Source organism: Pseudomonas sp. Marseille-QA0892 (assembly GCF_054950135.1).
This window is the reverse complement of the sequence record NZ_CM143104.1, coordinates 3,193,394-3,208,394: the sequence shown is the minus strand read 5'-3', so window position 1 is coordinate 3,208,394 and position 15,001 is coordinate 3,193,394. Positions and strand designations below refer to the sequence as shown.

10 protein-coding genes are annotated in these 15,001 nt (G+C 62.3%); 8 read left to right on the top strand and 2 right to left on the bottom strand.

Features of this window, described 5'->3' with window-relative positions; all coding sequences use genetic code 11:
• Nucleotides 1-67 precede the first annotated feature (67 nt).
• The 3 genes from ACY8D3_RS14865 to ampE all read left to right on the top strand — a co-directional run bounded on the left by ACY8D3_RS14865 (nt 68) and on the right by ampE (nt 3,903).
• A complete protein-coding gene (locus ACY8D3_RS14865) occupies nt 68-2,335 on the top strand; it encodes a DUF1631 domain-containing protein (protein ID WP_462379553.1) in 2,268 nt (755 codons plus the stop codon).
• A 175-nt stretch (nt 2,336-2,510) separates the two neighbouring features.
• Entirely contained in the window at nt 2,511-3,062 is a 552-nt protein-coding gene (ampD, locus tag ACY8D3_RS14860; protein WP_462379552.1) for a 1,6-anhydro-N-acetylmuramyl-L-alanine amidase AmpD, read from the top strand.
• 4 nt (nt 3,063-3,066) lie between these two features.
• On the top strand, nt 3,067-3,903 hold the full coding sequence (gene ampE, locus ACY8D3_RS14855; RefSeq protein ID WP_462379551.1) for a regulatory signaling modulator protein AmpE: 837 nt from the start codon (nt 3,067-3,069) through the stop codon (nt 3,901-3,903).
• 208 nt (nt 3,904-4,111) lie between these two features.
• Here the strand turns inward: ampE and ACY8D3_RS14850 are convergent, their stop codons facing one another.
• On the bottom strand, nt 4,112-4,888 hold the full coding sequence (locus ACY8D3_RS14850; protein WP_462379550.1) for a TatD family hydrolase: 777 nt from the start codon (nt 4,886-4,888) through the stop codon (nt 4,112-4,114).
• Nucleotides 4,889-4,898: 10 nt separating this feature from the next.
• Nucleotides 4,899-5,879 (bottom strand): catabolite repressor/activator, encoded by a 981-nt coding sequence (gene cra, locus ACY8D3_RS14845; protein WP_462379549.1) that lies wholly within the window; start codon nt 5,877-5,879, stop codon nt 4,899-4,901.
• A gap of 187 nt (nt 5,880-6,066) precedes the next feature.
• Here cra and ptsP point away from each other — a divergent pair, with 187 nt between their 5' ends.
• The 5 genes from ptsP to ACY8D3_RS14820 all read left to right on the top strand — a co-directional run bounded on the left by ptsP (nt 6,067) and on the right by ACY8D3_RS14820 (nt 14,954).
• A complete protein-coding gene (gene ptsP / locus ACY8D3_RS14840; RefSeq protein ID WP_462379548.1) occupies nt 6,067-8,943 on the top strand; it encodes a phosphoenolpyruvate--protein phosphotransferase in 2,877 nt (958 codons plus the stop codon).
• Nucleotides 8,943-9,902, top strand: a complete 960-nt coding sequence (gene pfkB, locus ACY8D3_RS14835) for a 1-phosphofructokinase (RefSeq protein ID WP_462379547.1) — start codon at nt 8,943-8,945, stop codon at nt 9,900-9,902. Before ptsP ends, pfkB begins: the two co-directional genes overlap by 1 nt.
• Nucleotides 9,899-11,635 carry a fructose-specific PTS transporter subunit EIIC gene (locus ACY8D3_RS14830; protein WP_462379546.1) on the top strand — a complete coding sequence of 579 codons (1,737 nt, stop codon included), beginning with the start codon at nt 9,899-9,901 and terminating at the stop codon, nt 11,633-11,635. The genes pfkB and ACY8D3_RS14830 overlap by 4 nt, the downstream gene beginning before the upstream one ends.
• 101 nt (nt 11,636-11,736) lie before the next feature.
• Nucleotides 11,737-12,204, top strand: a complete 468-nt coding sequence (locus ACY8D3_RS14825) for a prepilin-type N-terminal cleavage/methylation domain-containing protein (RefSeq protein WP_462379545.1) — start codon at nt 11,737-11,739, stop codon at nt 12,202-12,204.
• A 2-nt stretch (nt 12,205-12,206) separates the two neighbouring features.
• A complete protein-coding gene (locus ACY8D3_RS14820; protein WP_462379544.1) occupies nt 12,207-14,954 on the top strand; it encodes a putative bifunctional diguanylate cyclase/phosphodiesterase in 2,748 nt (915 codons plus the stop codon).
• Nucleotides 14,955-15,001 lie beyond the last annotated feature (47 nt).

Below are 15,001 nucleotides of genomic sequence, written 5' to 3'. Positions count from 1 at the left end.
CGAGTTTGCTGAAGTTAGGAATGACCGCAGCCATTCGACCTTCTGCAGTTGGTCGAGGAGATTCGCAATGAGCGATGCCAAAATCGTGCATCTCAACAAAGGAGCTGGGCGCCAGACACAAGCGTTCGCTGGACGTGTGCCTGCCGTATTGGTTCCTGTGCGCGATAAGTCGGCCGAGCAGCTGAAACAGGCGTTGCAGGCGCTCTTCGACAACGCGGACGACACGCTCTTCGAGATGGCGGATCGTGCTGTCAGCAATGCTGAGCAGAATGCGTTCTTCGAAGCGATGCGTGACTTGCGTCTCAAGCGTAAAAGCATCGAGCGCGACTTCCTCCAGGGCGTACTCGATTCGTTCGCAGCGCTCAACCAGCCCGAGCCACCCAAGCCGAAGCTCCAGTCGACCTCTTTCGAGAGTCTCTCGCTCGTCCAGAATGACGAGCTCGAGGAGACGGTTGCCATCGATTCGATGGTCGCAAAGGTGCTCAATCGCGACCGCATTTCGCTCGGGCATCTCACCGTCCGTCTGAATACCCAGGTCATCCGAAAGCTGGACGACACGTCGAACCCGGTCGGCCCCGCAGCGCTGTGCCACCTGTTCCTCGACTGCTGCCGGAAGCTGGGCGTTGAGATCCGCGTCAAGCTGATCATCCTCAAGCTGTTCGAAAAATACGTGCTCTCCGGGCTCGACCAGCTGTACGCAGAGGCCAATCAGGCCTTGGTCGATGCCGGAATATTGCCGGAGTTGAAATCACTGCCGCCCCGCCAGCAGGTGCCTCGCGCCAACCGGGGCGTGCCGCCAAAGGAGTCCGCCTCGAGCGGTGCGCCTGTGCAGGCGGAGGATGCCCAGGGCGAGGAGGGCATGCAGGAAGTCTACGGCGCCCTTCAGTCCCTGTTGGCTGACGTCCGGGACCACTCGCAATGGCGGCGTACCGCACCGGCGGGTGCGATGCCGATCACCAGCAATGACTTGCTGCGCCTGCTTTCACACATTCAGCTTCACCTGCCCAGCCATGCGCAGGCCGACGTGGACATGCGCGCGCAGCTTGATCATCTGCTTCAGCGTGCCAGTGCCAAGACGGGCAAGACCCGAGTGGTCGCCGATTCCGACGATGACGTGATCAATGTGGTGGCGATGCTCTTCGAGTTCATTCTCGACGACCGCACACTGCCGGATTCGCTCAAGGCGCTCATTGGACGCCTTCAGATCCCGATGGTGAAAGTGGCGCTGCTCGATAAGCAGTTCTTCAGTCGCGGCAATCATCCCGCGCGCCGCCTGTTGAACGAAATCGCGGCCGCCGCCATGGGCTGGAGCGAGCAGGGCGATCTGCAGCGCGACAATCTGTACATTCGTATTGAACAAGTGGTGCAGCGCCTACTGCATGACTTCACCGATGATCCTTCGATCTTCAATGAGCTGCTCGCCGACTTCCTCAACTACACCAAGGACGAACGGCGCCGCAGCGAATTGCTGGAGCAGCGCACGCGGGATGCAGAAGAGGGGCGTGCGAAGGCCGAGTTGGCGCGCCAGCAGGTCGAGCATGCACTCAATCAGCGTTTGTTTGGAAAGAAACTTCCGGAAGTCGTGGTTCGTTTGCTTGAAGAGGCGTGGAGCAAGGTGCTCCTGCTGACATGCCTGAAACACGGCCATGGCTCGACGCAATGGAAGGAGGCGCTCCAGACGATGGACGACCTTCTCTGGAGCGTCGAACCGCACGAGGACCCTGAAGCCCGGCTGCAGCTGCTTGAGTTGGTGCCTGGTTTGCTTCGAGCATTGCGCGAAGGCTTGGCGAGCGCGGCATTCGATCCATTCTCTACCAGCGAGTTCTTCAAGCAACTCGAAGCGTTGCATGTGAAAGCGCTGCAGCGATTCAAGCCTAACGGCGTGGATGCGGCAGATGCCGAGCCGGCACTGGATCTCCCGGCACCTGCTGTTGCGGTGTTGTCGACCGCCTCTGATGACACGACTGCGATGGTGGACGTGGTCGAGGAGATCGTTCTTGAAAGCCCGGGCGGCCAGGCCGTTGAGGATCCTCGCGATTTCCCCGTCGCGGACGATGACGCATTGCGCCAGGTCGATAACCTTCGCGTTGGTAGTTGGGTGGAGCTCCAGGAAGACAGCGAGCATCGGCTACGCTGCAAATTGGCGGCGATCATCAAGCCAGCCGGCAAATACATCTTCGTGAACCGTACGGGGATGAAAGTGCTGGAGAAGACGCGCATGGCGCTCGCCGTGGAGTTTCGGCGCAATGCGGTTCGAATCCTGGACGACGCGTTGCTCTTCGACCGCGCGCTGGCTTCGGTTATCGGCAACCTTCGGCGTCTCAAGGAAAGTTGATTTCGCCACCAGGCCACTGAACGCCCCGCCATAGCGGGGCGTTTTTCGTTACGTATCCTGGGGGTGGGCGCGCGGGTACGGCGCTCCAAGCCAATTGCATTCGGGTATCATTCCAGCCGCTTGAATGCGTGCCGGCACACGCCGGAATATTCGCGCAGGTATCACTGGAGTCTTCATGCGCCTGGATTCTCGTACCGGTTGGATCGAGGGGATCGCCCACTGTCCTTCTCCAAATTTCAACGCCCGCCCGGTCGGTGAAATTTCGCTGTTGGTGATACACAACATCAGCCTGCCTCCGCGGCACTTCGGAACGAAAAAAGTCCAGGCGTTTTTCCAGAACACGCTGGAACCGTCCGAGCATCCCTATTTCGAAAGCATCGCGCAGATGACCGTCGCGGCACATTTCTTCATCGAGCGCACGGGCGCAATCACGCAGTTCGTATCCTGTCTCGATCGCGCGTGGCATGCCGGGGTTTCAGTGTTCGAAGGCCGAGAAAACTGCAATGACTTTTCGATCGGCATCGAGTTGGAAGGTACTGATGACTTGCCGTATGAAGACGCTCAGTATGATTCGCTGTCACGCTTGGGCCGGATACTGATGAGTGCGTATCCCGCGCTTTCCGGACGTGTCTGCGGGCATTGCGATATTGCACCGGCACGCAAGACCGACCCGGGTGAGGCCTTCGACTGGGGCCGTTTCAGAGACGCATTGAGAGTGGAGATGTGAGCGTATGAAGTTCCTGGTGTTGCTGCTGATCGTCGCGATCGAAAAGCTTTCGAGCTGGCGTCGGCGCGTGCAGCTGGACCGACCGTGGCTTCACCAGTTACGGCAACTTGAGCGGCGGCCCGCGGCGCCTGGGCGCGCCTGGTGGATCATCCTGGTTCTGGTTGGGGTGCCCATCGCATTGGTTGGAATGCTGCTCTCTCTTGCTCAGCCCGTTGCCTACGGCCTGCTGGCGTTGCCCATTCATGTTGCCGTGCTGCTGTTTAGCCTGGGGCGGGGCGGCGTGAATGCCGGCCTGGGGCCTTTCAAGGACGCCTGCCGCCGGGCAGACCTCGAAGGCGCCTACCTGGTTGCAAGGCGGGACCTGGGCGTGGACGCTGCGACGCCGGAGGCCTTGGCTGTCGGCGTTCAGCGCCGCTTCATGTATCACGCGTTCGAAGGGTTTTTCGCCGTCGTGTTCTGGTACGTCTTGCTCGGGCCGGTCGTGGCACTGGCCTATCGCTTGAACGCGCTGCTGGTTCAACACGCGACAGCGCCAGAGCTCAAAGAGCGGGCAGCGCAAATCCAGCACGGACTGGATTGGTTGCCGGCGCGGGTGCTGGCGCTCACCTTTGGCCTCGTGGGCGACTTTGTAACGCTTAATCGCAGCCTGTTGGGGCGCCTGCTGGATTGGGACGTCCAAGCGGCTGACCTGGTCGTTGAGACGGCCCGGTCAGCCGCCGAGGTGTCGTCGCCGTCGCTGGATGAGGAGGGCAATGCCAACCTCGACGCCCTCTGGCAGCTCGTGGTGCGTTCGGCCGTGTTCTGGTACGTCGCGTTTGCACTGTGGGTCGTTTTTGTCTGAGCCAGGAAAGCGGCTGGGGGCTTGGATGCGGTACACGTCGTGGGTGCTGTATTGGACAGATTGAAGGCGTGGATACGTGGATAAGCCTGCGGCATTCCCTGCACCTAGATTGGGGCTGACAAAGCCATACAGCAACGGTGTTTTTCTGCAGGTCGCCTGATAAGGGCCCAGCGTCCTCAAAAACCGGACATGCTGGAGTGTGGCGGTGTCACCAGCGAAACAGCTCTTCGGCGTTCCGAGTGCTTGTTTCGGCCAATTCGTCCGGCTCGATGCCTTTCAGCTTCGCCAGTTCCACGCAAATGTCCGGCAGAAACTCGGGACTGTTGCGTTCGCCCGGATGCGAGGCGGGCGCGATGTCGGGGGCGTCGGTTTCGAGCACGATGCCGTCCAGAGGCAGTTGCTTCAGGACCCGGTGCATGCGATGGGCCTGAGGCCACGTGCCAGCGCCGCCGAGGCCGATCTTGAACCCAAGCCTCAGGTACTCGCGGGCTTCCTCGTAGCTGCCGCTAAAGGCATGGGCGATACCGCCACGCGACGGCTTGTACCGCTTGAGAGTTGCAACGACATCCGCATGTGCGCGACGGACATGGAGCAGCAAGGGCAGGTCGAACTCCATGGCCAATTCGATCTGCGCTTCGAATAGCGCCTGCTGTGCCGGCTTGTCCGGCGCGTCGATGTAATAGTCGAGTCCAACCTCACCAATGGCGCATAGCTTGGGGTGGCCGCGCAGCCTTTCCAGCCATGTGCGCAGCTGCATCAGGTGTGCGTCCGTATGCTTGTGCATGAAGACTGGATGCAGGCCCAGCGTCGCGTAGAGCGGGGGGTGCGACAGTGCGAGCGCCCAGAGACGTTCCCAGTGGTCGTGATAGACACCGATGACCACCTGACGCTCGACGCCTCGCGCGCAGGCGTTCGCGATCACGTCGTCGCGGTCGCCATCGAAAGGCGGAAAATCGAGATGGGTATGGGTGTCGATCAAGCGCACAGGAATACCGTTATTGACGAAGTTTCAATTGCCGCGGGATGGCTTCGATTCCGCCAGCCTGCGGTCCGTTTTCTATCGCGGCTATGGTGGCTTCGAGTGCCTGCTCGGCGATCCGTTCGTGTTGCTGGGAAATTGCATTCACGCGTAGCGACAGGAAGTCCAGAAGTTGCGTATCGCCGAACGTGGCCAGGCGGATCTTGTTGTCATCGAGCCGACCGGCGGCGCGAAGCACATCCAGCACGCCCTCCAGCAGCACGTAGGCAGTGGTCACGATCGCATCGGGGTTCTCCTTGACGAGCCCCTGCATGATGTCCGCACCACATTGCCGGCTGAACTGGCTTGTCTTGCGTAACGAAACCCGCCCTTCGAAACCGGCCAGGGCCTCTCGGAAGCCGGCGGCGCGTTCCTGACTGATCGGCAGCTCCGGCCGTGCGCCGATCATCAGAATGTGGCGCGGAGCCGGCTGAAGCAGCGTACGGGTCAGTTGCGTGGCCGCCTGCCGGTCGTCGCTGACGATCGACCGAAAGCGCTCCGGCGCCATCGCACGGTCAACCGCGACAACGGGCGTGCCTGATGAAACGACGCGGTCGTAGTGATCATTGTCCTGAGGCAGACAGGTCGCGACGATCAGCCCATCGCAGCGCCGCGCGCGAAGCAGGGACAATACCTGCAATTCGGTTTCCGGATCGTCGTCGGACGAGGCGATCAGAAGCTGGTAACCGCGCGCCCGGGCCAAACGCTCCAAACATTTTGCCAAGCGCGCGTAACTGGGGTTTTCAAGATCAGGAATGATGAGGCCGAGGGTCCGTGTGGTCCCGCGGCGCAAGCCGGCGGCGTGTTGATCCGGGCGATAGCCGTGATGCTCCACCAGCTCCAGCACCCGTTGAACGGTGGCAGGGCTGATGCGCTTTTCCTGCGCCTTTCCATTGATGACGTAGCTGGCGGTTGTCACCGAGACGCCCGCGAGGCGTGCGATATCTGCAAGTTTCACTACGGTTGTCCTATAGGGCCGGCTTCAAGCATGGGCGATTTTCGAGTAACGTGGCAACTTTACTGAAACGTTTCAGCATCATTGCAGTCCGATCTGCACCTTTGCCTGCGCCGCTGTCAGAAAAACAAGTGATGCATGCCTTCAGCAAGCGCATGCAGGTGAACAGGAATCGAATACGGGACCCGACATGCTCGAGTTGAATGCAAACCAGATCCAGATGAATCAACGCGCGGCCAGCAAAGAGGCCGCCTTGGGCATGCTTGCCGAAGCCCTGGCTGGCGCCGGGCTGGTGTCTGCCGGCTACCTTGATGGCCTCAAGGCGCGCGAGGCCCAGGGCTCGACATTCCTGGGGCAGGGCATCGCAATCCCCCATGGCACGCCTGCCACACGCCACCTCGTCCAGACCACGGGCGTTGCGTTGATGCAGTTTCCAGAAGGCGTCGACTGGGGTAACGGACAGATCGTGTACCTCGCCATCGCTATCGCTGCGAAATCCGACGAGCACCTGCGGCTGTTGCAGTTACTGACCCGTGCGCTGGGCGAAGGCGATATCGGCGACGCGCTGCGGTCCGCACCGTCCGCCGAGCGCATCATCGAGCTGCTTCAGGGCGAACCGCAGGAGCTGGCGCTGGATAGCCAGTTGATTGGCCTTCATCTGCCGGTGGAAGACTACGACGAGCTGGTCTGGCAAGCCGGGCGCCTGTTGAAGAAAGCCGGCTGCGCCGGCAGCGGGTTCGCCTCCAGCCTCAGCCGCTCGGAGGCGCTGCCTCTGGGCAACGGGCTGTGGTGGTTGAACAGTGAAGAATCCGTCGAACGTCCTGGGCTGGCATTCGTGACCCCGGACAAGCCGGTCGAATACCGGGGCCAGGAGGTCAGGGGTCTGTTCAGCCTGGCCAGCATGGGGGAGACCCACCGCCAACTGCTCGAGCGACTGTGCGATGTGCTCATCGAGGGCCGCGGCGAAGAGCTGAGCCAGGCCACGTCCAGCCGCGTCGTACTGCAGGCGCTGGGCGGCGAAGTGGCGCCTGAGTGGCCGCATATCCGCGTGACGCTGGCGAACGAGCACGGGCTGCATGCGCGCCCGGCCAAGGCGCTTACTGAAATTGCGCAGGGCTTTGACGGCGATGTGCGTGTCCGCCTGGCGGGCGACGAAGGCCGTGGCGTCTCCGTGAAGAGCCTCAGCAAACTGTTGGCCATGGGGGTGCGTCGTGGTCAGGAGCTGGAATTCCTCGCCGAGCCGCCGATCGCTGACGAGGCGCTACCGGCGCTCTCCAGCGCAGTGATCGAGGGCCTGGGTGAAGAAGTCCGTCCGCTGCCGGCACCGGGCGATGCGGTGCTCGCAACGCCCGAAGAGCGCGCAGAGCAGGAGCCGGCGATTGTGGCATTGGCGCGTGGCGCCCGTATCCAGGCCGTTGTAGCGTCGCCCGGGATCGCGATCGGCCCCGCGCTTGTCCGCAAGCCTCTGCAGCTTGAATTTCCTGAGAAGGGGCAAGGTACCGTACGCGAGCGTGAGCGTCTGGACCAAGCACTGGCCGACGTCCATGCGGACATCACCCGCCTGATCCAGAATTCGCGCGAGAAAAGTGTTCAGGAGATCTTCGTCACCCATCAGGCCATGCTCGCCGATCCGGCGCTTCGCGAGGATGTTGATGCACGCCTGAATCAGGGGATGAGCGCTGAGGCGGCCTGGACGAGCGAGGTCGAATCCGCAGCCCAGCAGCAGGAAGCGTTGCGTGATGCCCTGTTGGCCGAGCGCGCGGCGGACCTGCGTGATGTAGGCCGCCGCGTCCTGGCCAATCTCTGCGGCGTGGAAACGCCCGAAGAGCCAAAAGAACCTTACATCCTGGTGATGGATGAAGTCGTGCCCTCCGACGTGGCGAGCCTGGACCGGGATCGCGTTGCAGGCATTCTTACTGCTCGCGGCGGCGCAACGGCGCACAGCGCGATCATTGCACGGGCGCTGGGCATCCCGGCGCTGGTCGGGGCCGGCAACGCGGTGCTGGGGCTGGCGCCAATGACGCCCCTCCTGCTCGATGCCGACCACGGCATTCTGGAGGTTGCGCCGGATTCCGAGGTCCTGCGGCGTGCGCAGGAGGCGAGAGCTGAAAGCCTTCGTCGCCGCGAGCAAGCCGAAGCGCTGCGGATCGAGCCGGCCGTCACGATCGATGGCCATGCCGTAGAGGTGGCGGCGAACGTAGGTTCCAGTGAAGACACGGTCAAGGCCGTCGCACAGGGTGCGGAAGGCATCGGGTTGCTGCGTACCGAACTGGTGTTCATGGATCATCCCGAGGCACCTGATCAGGCGACCCAGGAAGCGGAATACCGTCGTGTCCTGGACGCGCTGGAAGGCCGGCCACTGGTCGTGCGGACGCTGGACGTCGGGGGTGACAAACCCTTGCCTTACTGGCCAATGCCTGCCGAGCAGAACCCGTTCCTCGGGGTGCGCGGTATCCGCTTGTGCCTGCAACGCATGGACATCCTTGAAACGCAGCTTCGCGCTTTGCTGGCGTCGGCGGACGGGCGTCCATTGCGCATCATGTTTCCAATGGTGGGCTCAGTGGCTGAGTGGCGGGCCGCGCGGGACCTGGTGGAACGCCTGCGCGCCGAGATTCCGGTTGAGGATTTGCAGCTCGGCATCATGGTTGAGGTGCCCTCGGCGGCGCTCCTCGCCCCGGTTCTGGCCAAGGAAGTGGACTTCTTCAGTATCGGTACGAATGACCTGACGCAATACACCCTGGCGATCGACCGTGACCATCCAACGCTGTCCGCTCAGGCCGATGGCCTCCATCCGGCTGTGCTCCGGCTGATCGACATGACTGTGAGGGCCGCCCATGCCGAAGGCAAGTGGGTGGGGATCTGCGGTGAGCTGGGCAGCGATACGCTGGCCGTGCCCATACTGGTGGGCCTGGGTGTGGATGAGCTCAGTGTGGCTGGCCGGGCAATTCCACTGGTCAAGGCACGCGTGCGTGAACTCCAGCAAACCCAGCTACAAACCATGGCGCAGCAGGCGCTGACCCTGGAAAGCGCATTGGCTGTTCGTCAACTCGTCGAGGAACAGTGCTGATGGCACGTGTACTCACCATCACCCTCAATCCGGCGATCGACGTCACGGTCGGGCTCGATACCCTCACGCCTGGCGCCGTCAACCGTAGCCTTGGGCTTGCGTCGCATGCGGCCGGCAAGGGCCTCAATGTCGGCCAGGTACTGGCAGATCTTGGCCACAAGGTTACTGTCGCCGGGTTTCTTGGCAGTGCGAATGCAACTGCCTTCGACGCGCTATTCGCCCGTCGCGGGTTCGTCGATGCGTTCGTACGCGTACCGGGCGAGACCCGCAGCAATATCAAGCTCGCCGAACGGGCAGGCCGCGTGACGGATATCAACGGGCCGGGCCCAGACGTTGCGCCTGCGCATCGTGATGTGCTCTGGGAGCAGATCGAGGCCATCTCAGCGGGGCATGACGCGGTCGTCGTGGCGGGCAGCTTGCCACGTGGCGTTGACGCAGAGTGGTTCGGCACGTTCCTGCGGATGATCTGCGCAAAGAACGAGCGGTTGGTTCTGGACACCAGCGGCGCTGCCTTGGCGGCCGGCTTGGCCGTGACGCCGTGGCTCGTGAAACCCAATGAGGTCGAGCTGTCCGAGGCGCTGAAGTTGCCCGACCATGAGCGTACCACCGTCGAGGCTGCGGCACGTGACCTGAACAGGCGCGGTGTGGAGCACGTGCTGTTGTCGCTCGGCGGCGAGGGCGCTTGCTGGTTCGGCCCGGATATCGGCCTTCACGCCCGGCCACCAAAGGTCGATGTCGTCAGTACGGTTGGCGCAGGCGATTCGTTGCTCGCTGGGCTCCTGCACGGGCTATTGAACCAACTGCCACCAGAGGACGCGTTGCGCCAGGCTACGGCGATCGCGGCACAGGCCGTTACCCAGGTCGGGTTCGGCATACATGATCGGGAGCAGCTGTCACGCCTGGACGCGGCAGTCTGCGTGACACCGCTAGAGAAAGAACAATCAGAGGCTTCCAGATGAAAGTGCTCATCGTAACCGCCTGCCCCAATGGGCAGGTTACCAGCGTCCTGTGCTCACGCCTGCTGCAGGCTGCGGCCGAAAAGCTCGGCTGGACGTCGCGCGTGGAGGTCCACGACCCGCAGGCGATCGGTTCGCCGTTGAGTGAGGCCGACATTGCCGAAGCGGATCTGGTTGTCGTGGTGCGTACGGGCGCGCTGTCACTGGCGCGCTTTGTGGGCAAGCGTCTGGTGGAGGCGACGCCGGCTGAAGCGCTCGACGATCCGCAGCGCTTCCTCACGCAGGCAGCCGAACAGGCGAGGCCTTACGAAGCCACAAGCGTCGCGGATAGCGCACCAGCGACGCCACGAATTGTCGCGATAACGGCGTGCCCGACCGGTGTAGCGCATACCTTCATGGCCGCTGAGGCCTTGCAGAGCGCGGCGGCGAAGCTGGGTTACCAGCTTCATCTGGAGACGCGCGGATCGGTAGGCGCCAAAAATGTGCTGCCGGAAGAAGCGATCGCAAAGGCGGATGTCGTGCTTCTGGCGGCTGACATCGAAGTCGACACCACGCGTTTTGCAGGCAAGAAGGTCTATCGCTGCGGGACGGGCGTAGCCCTCAAGCAGCCGGCCGAGACCCTGAAAAAAGCACTTGCCGAGGGTAAACCGCCGGCCGGTACGAGCAACACGGCGCAACAGGGTGACAGTGCTTCTGCCGAGAAGAGTGGCATCTACAAGCACCTGCTGACGGGCGTGTCCTACATGCTCCCAATGGTTGTTGCGGGCGGCCTGCTGATCGCGTTGTCATTTTTCTGGGGTATCAACGCGTTCGAAGTTGAGGGGTCGCCTGCGGCGGTTCTCAAGCAGATCGGCGATGCGGCCTTCACGTTGATGGTGCCCGTCCTGGCGGGCTACATCGCCTACTCGATTGCAGATCGTCCCGGCCTCGCGCCAGGCCTGATCGGCGGCATGCTCGCGCATACCCTTGGGGCGGGTTTCATTGGCGGAATCGCCGCGGGCTTTCTTGCCGGCTATACCGCGAAGGTGCTCGCCCGCTACGTTCGCCTGCCAGCCAGTATCGAAGCGCTCAAACCGATTCTCATCATTCCACTGCTCGCCAGCTTGATTACGGGCCTCGGCATGATTCTCGTGGTCGGGAAGCCAGTTGCAGGCATGTTGGCCTGGTTGACAGGCTTCCTCGAGAGCATGGGCAGCACTAACGCCATCCTGCTCGGCCTGTTGCTGGGCGGCATGATGTGCATCGATTTTGGCGGCCCTATCAACAAGGCGGCCTACGCCTTCTCGGTCGGTTTGCTGGCATCCCAGAGCTATGCGCCGATGGCGGCCGTCATGGCGGCAGGCATGGTACCGCCGATCGGCATGGGCATCGCCACGTTCCTGGCGCGTCGCAAGTTCGCGCAGACAGAGCGGGAAGCGGGCAAGGCTGCCGGTGTGCTCGGCCTCTGCTTCATCTCCGAAGGCGCCATCCCGTTCGCTGCGAAGGACCCGCTTCGGGTGATCCCTGCGAGCCTGGCAGGCGGGGCGCTGACCGGGGCGCTGTCGATGTACTTCGGCTGCCGTCTCATGGCGCCGCACGGTGGGCTGTTCGTGCTCGCGATTCCGAATGCGATCAACTACGCCTTGCTCTATCTCCTCGCCATCGCTGCGGGCAGTCTCCTGACGGGTGTGCTCTATGCACTCCTCAAGCGGGAGGAGAAGGTGGAGCTGGTGGCAGAATCGAGCGCGCCCGCCTGACCCAATCATTCGACCGCCAGGAGTGCAGGTGGTCGAATGATGGCAAAGTAATATCTAAAAGGTGATACGGTAGACGGCCCGACTTCCAATGGATTGGTGAAATGCGGCTGTCTCCGCTCCCTCGCCGACTCGATGGGCTGACGCTCATCGAGCTCCTGATCGCTATTGCGATCATTGCGCTTCTCAGCACAATCGCGCTGCCCAATTACCGCGCCTACGTGGAGCGCGGCAAAATCGCTGTCGCCGTCGCGGACATTACCGACATTTCCCTTCGCATCGACCGGTTCCATGCGCTTAATCGCCGTTTTCCCGCTGATCTCGCCCAAGTGGGCAGTGCAGATCGGCGCGATCCATGGGGCAACCCTTATCAGTACCTGAATTTCGCGGGGTTGAAGGGGAAGGGGCACATGCGAAAGGACAAGAACATGGTCCCGGTCAATACGGACTACGACCTCTACAGCATGGGGCCGGACGGCAAGACCAACCAGACCTTCACCTCCAAGGCTGGGCGAGACGACATCGTGCGCGCCAACAATGGCGGCTATATCGGGCCGGCAGCCAACTACTGACCATGAGCCTGCACCTGCGGACGTTCAAGAGCCATCTGGCTCGGCGACTGTTCTTCTTCGTCTTTCTTGCCGTGTCGATGCCGGTCGCGGTGTTGGCAACATTGACGATCGCCCAAGTGACTGACCATTTGCTGCAAGAGCACCAGCAGCAAATGAGCCACGATGCTAAACAGGCCGGCATGATGTTGTTCGAGCGGCTTGAGCGCATGGAGAGCGATCTCGCCTCGCTGCCCGACGCCGGCGGGCCGCGTATCCGCCTGGTCGATCCAGCCTCGGTAGCCTGGGCCTGGATTGACCCGCGACCCTATAGGGGCAGTCTCGACGCAATCCGTCCCGATCAACACCACACGGGCGACACTGCCTTGCGTTTCCTGGACAGCAGGAACGGTTTCAAAACCTTCCTTTGGAAACGGACACCCGGCGGCCGGTGGCTAGGCGCAGTGGTCAGCTCCGACGCATTGTGGGACGCGTCGCACTGGCCCGAAGCGCGGAGCGCGTGCGTCTTCGAGGACGACCAACCGTTGCCGTGGTGTTCCGTCGCCGACGTGGACGCTCTAAGCCGCGGGTTGGCAATTGCTCGCAGGGCCAGTTCCTCAGGGCATTTTCGATGGCTATCCAATGACGAGCCGAGCCTGGCTACATACTGGGGAGCGAGTTTTGCGAACGTCGGGCTGGTGGCTCAATGGTCTGTGGTCGTCAGCGAAGATGAGCGAAGCTTCTTCGCGCCAATCGACCAGTTCCAGAACAACCTTATCGTGGTCATTCTCGTCGCGATACTGGGCGCGGTACTGGTGGGGATTTCGCAGATAAAACGCGTACTGCGGCCGCTTGAAACGCTGCATGACGCCACGCGCATGGTCGGGGCAGGTGAGTTCGGCAAGCCGGTCGAGCTGAAGAGCGGCGACGAATTCGAAGCGCTGGCCGACGCCTTCAACCTCATGACCGCGCGCGTGGCAGAGCAGTTTCGGCAGATCGAAGGTCAGGCGGCCATTGACGGCATCATTCTCTCGTCAATGAACCCTCAGCAGGCGATGACCGACGTAATCGCAAGGGTGCGTGATCTGCTCAATGCCGAATGCGTGGCTGTGGTGCTTAAGGCCGACGAAGCGGTCGCGGAAGTACATACCAAGCGGCGGCTTCACCAGGCTTCGTTGAGTGCCGCTGACCACTGTGAGCTGTTCGATACGCCATCAGGTGCGCGGCTTGTTGCCCATCCACCTGCGTGGCTCCCGCTGGAAGACCAGCACGGCGTCGTCAGCTGGTTAGTCGTGCCGCTTCGTACGGGCAATGAGACCGTAGGCATGGTGATGCTGGGCAGTGCACAAGACAGGATCGCATTGAAAGCCAGGCGGCCGGCCATCGAGAGCGGGATTGGCCGCATAACCCTGGCCATGACGCGTGCGCTTTGGCAGCAGCGACTCTACCAGCAGGCCAACACGGACGACCTGACTGGCTTGCCCAACCGCGCGGCCTTCAGGCAAGGGCTGGCGGCTACCATCAAGCGTGCGGCGGACCAGCAAACCGCGGCGGCGATTCTGTTTATCGATCTGGACCGTTTCAAGCTTATCAACGACACCATTGGCCATGCGACGGGCGACAGTTTTCTACAAATCATTGCCCAACGGATCGCTGCCTGCATCGGCCCGTACGATATGGTCGCTCGGCTCGGGGGCGATGAATTCACCCTGATCGTGAATATGCCTTCTGCAAGCACGGACGTGCGTACGTATGGGGCGCAGGTCGTCCAGCGCGTGCTGGACACCGTGGCGCTCCCGGCCGAGGTGGATGCGCATACGCTGCGCAGCACCGCCAGTATCGGGGTCGCGCTTTACCCCGCGCATGGCACCGACCCCGATACGCTGATGAAGCAAGCCGATGCCGCGATGTACCGTGCCAAGCACGGTGGCGGCAATGGCTATCGCTTTTACACGGATGAAATGCAGCAGGCTGCTCGAGACCGCCTGGAGCTGGAGAGCGAGATTCGCCAAGCGTTAGAGGAAGGTCAGTTCGAGCTGCACTACCAGGGGCAGGTCGACCCGGACGGGCGGCTCGTTGGCGCCGAAGCTCTGCTACGGTGGCCCCACCCGGTTCGCGGCATGGTGTCACCCGCTGTGTTCATTCCGGTGGCCGAAGAATCTTGTCTGATCGCCGACATCGATGCCTGGGTGCTCGAAGAAGCGTGCCGCCAGCTGGGCGAATGGCATGAATGCGGCGCCGAGCTTGGGCGGCTTTCAGTCAACGTTTCGGCGCCGCAGTTCGAGCGAAAGGACTTCATCGACTTCGTTTCCGGATTGCTCGCGCGGTACGCGGTGACGCCCGCACGCCTTGAGCTCGAAATCACCGAAGGCGCGCTGATCGGCAACCTCGACCATGCGTTGAAAACCTTGCATGGCCTGCGGTCGCTGGGTGTCTCGCTTGCCATCGACGACTTCGGTACCGGATACAGTTCGCTCGCCTACCTCAAACGATTTCCCGTAAACAAGCTGAAGATTGACCAGGCGTTCGTGCGCGGCCTGGGCAGTCCAGAGACGGATACCGCCATCGTGTCGGCCATGCTTGAGCTATGCCGCCACTTCGGTCTTCAGAGCGTGGCGGAAGGTGTCGAGACTGTCGAGGAGCGAGATTGGCTGGTGGCGAATGGCTGTGATACCTATCAAGGCTTCTATTACTGCAGGCCGGTACCTGCGTCGGCGTTCCTGCAAACTATCCAGGCAAACCGGCGGATCGCCCTGCCGGCGCTGAACGCCTGACGCATTCGTCTCGGCCAGCGTCGCGCTGGACCAGCATCCGTACGCCG

Bases quoted from the DNA above. Each gene is read 5' to 3' on its own strand.
- ptsP (WP_462379548.1), top strand. From the start codon at position 6,067: ATGCTCGAGTTGAATGCAAACCAGATCCAGATGAATCAACGCGCGGCC.
- ACY8D3_RS14830 (WP_462379546.1), top strand. From the start codon at position 9,899: ATGAAAGTGCTCATCGTAACCGCCTGCCCCAATGGGCAGGTTACCAGC.
- ACY8D3_RS14820 (WP_462379544.1), top strand. From the start codon at position 12,207: ATGAGCCTGCACCTGCGGACGTTCAAGAGCCATCTGGCTCGGCGACTG.
- ACY8D3_RS14825 (WP_462379545.1), top strand. From the start codon at position 11,737: ATGCGGCTGTCTCCGCTCCCTCGCCGACTCGATGGGCTGACGCTCATC.
- ampD (WP_462379552.1), top strand. From the start codon at position 2,511: ATGCGCCTGGATTCTCGTACCGGTTGGATCGAGGGGATCGCCCACTGT.
- pfkB (WP_462379547.1), top strand. From the start codon at position 8,943: ATGGCACGTGTACTCACCATCACCCTCAATCCGGCGATCGACGTCACG.
- ACY8D3_RS14865 (WP_462379553.1), top strand. From the start codon at position 68: ATGAGCGATGCCAAAATCGTGCATCTCAACAAAGGAGCTGGGCGCCAG.
- ampE (WP_462379551.1), top strand. From the start codon at position 3,067: ATGAAGTTCCTGGTGTTGCTGCTGATCGTCGCGATCGAAAAGCTTTCG.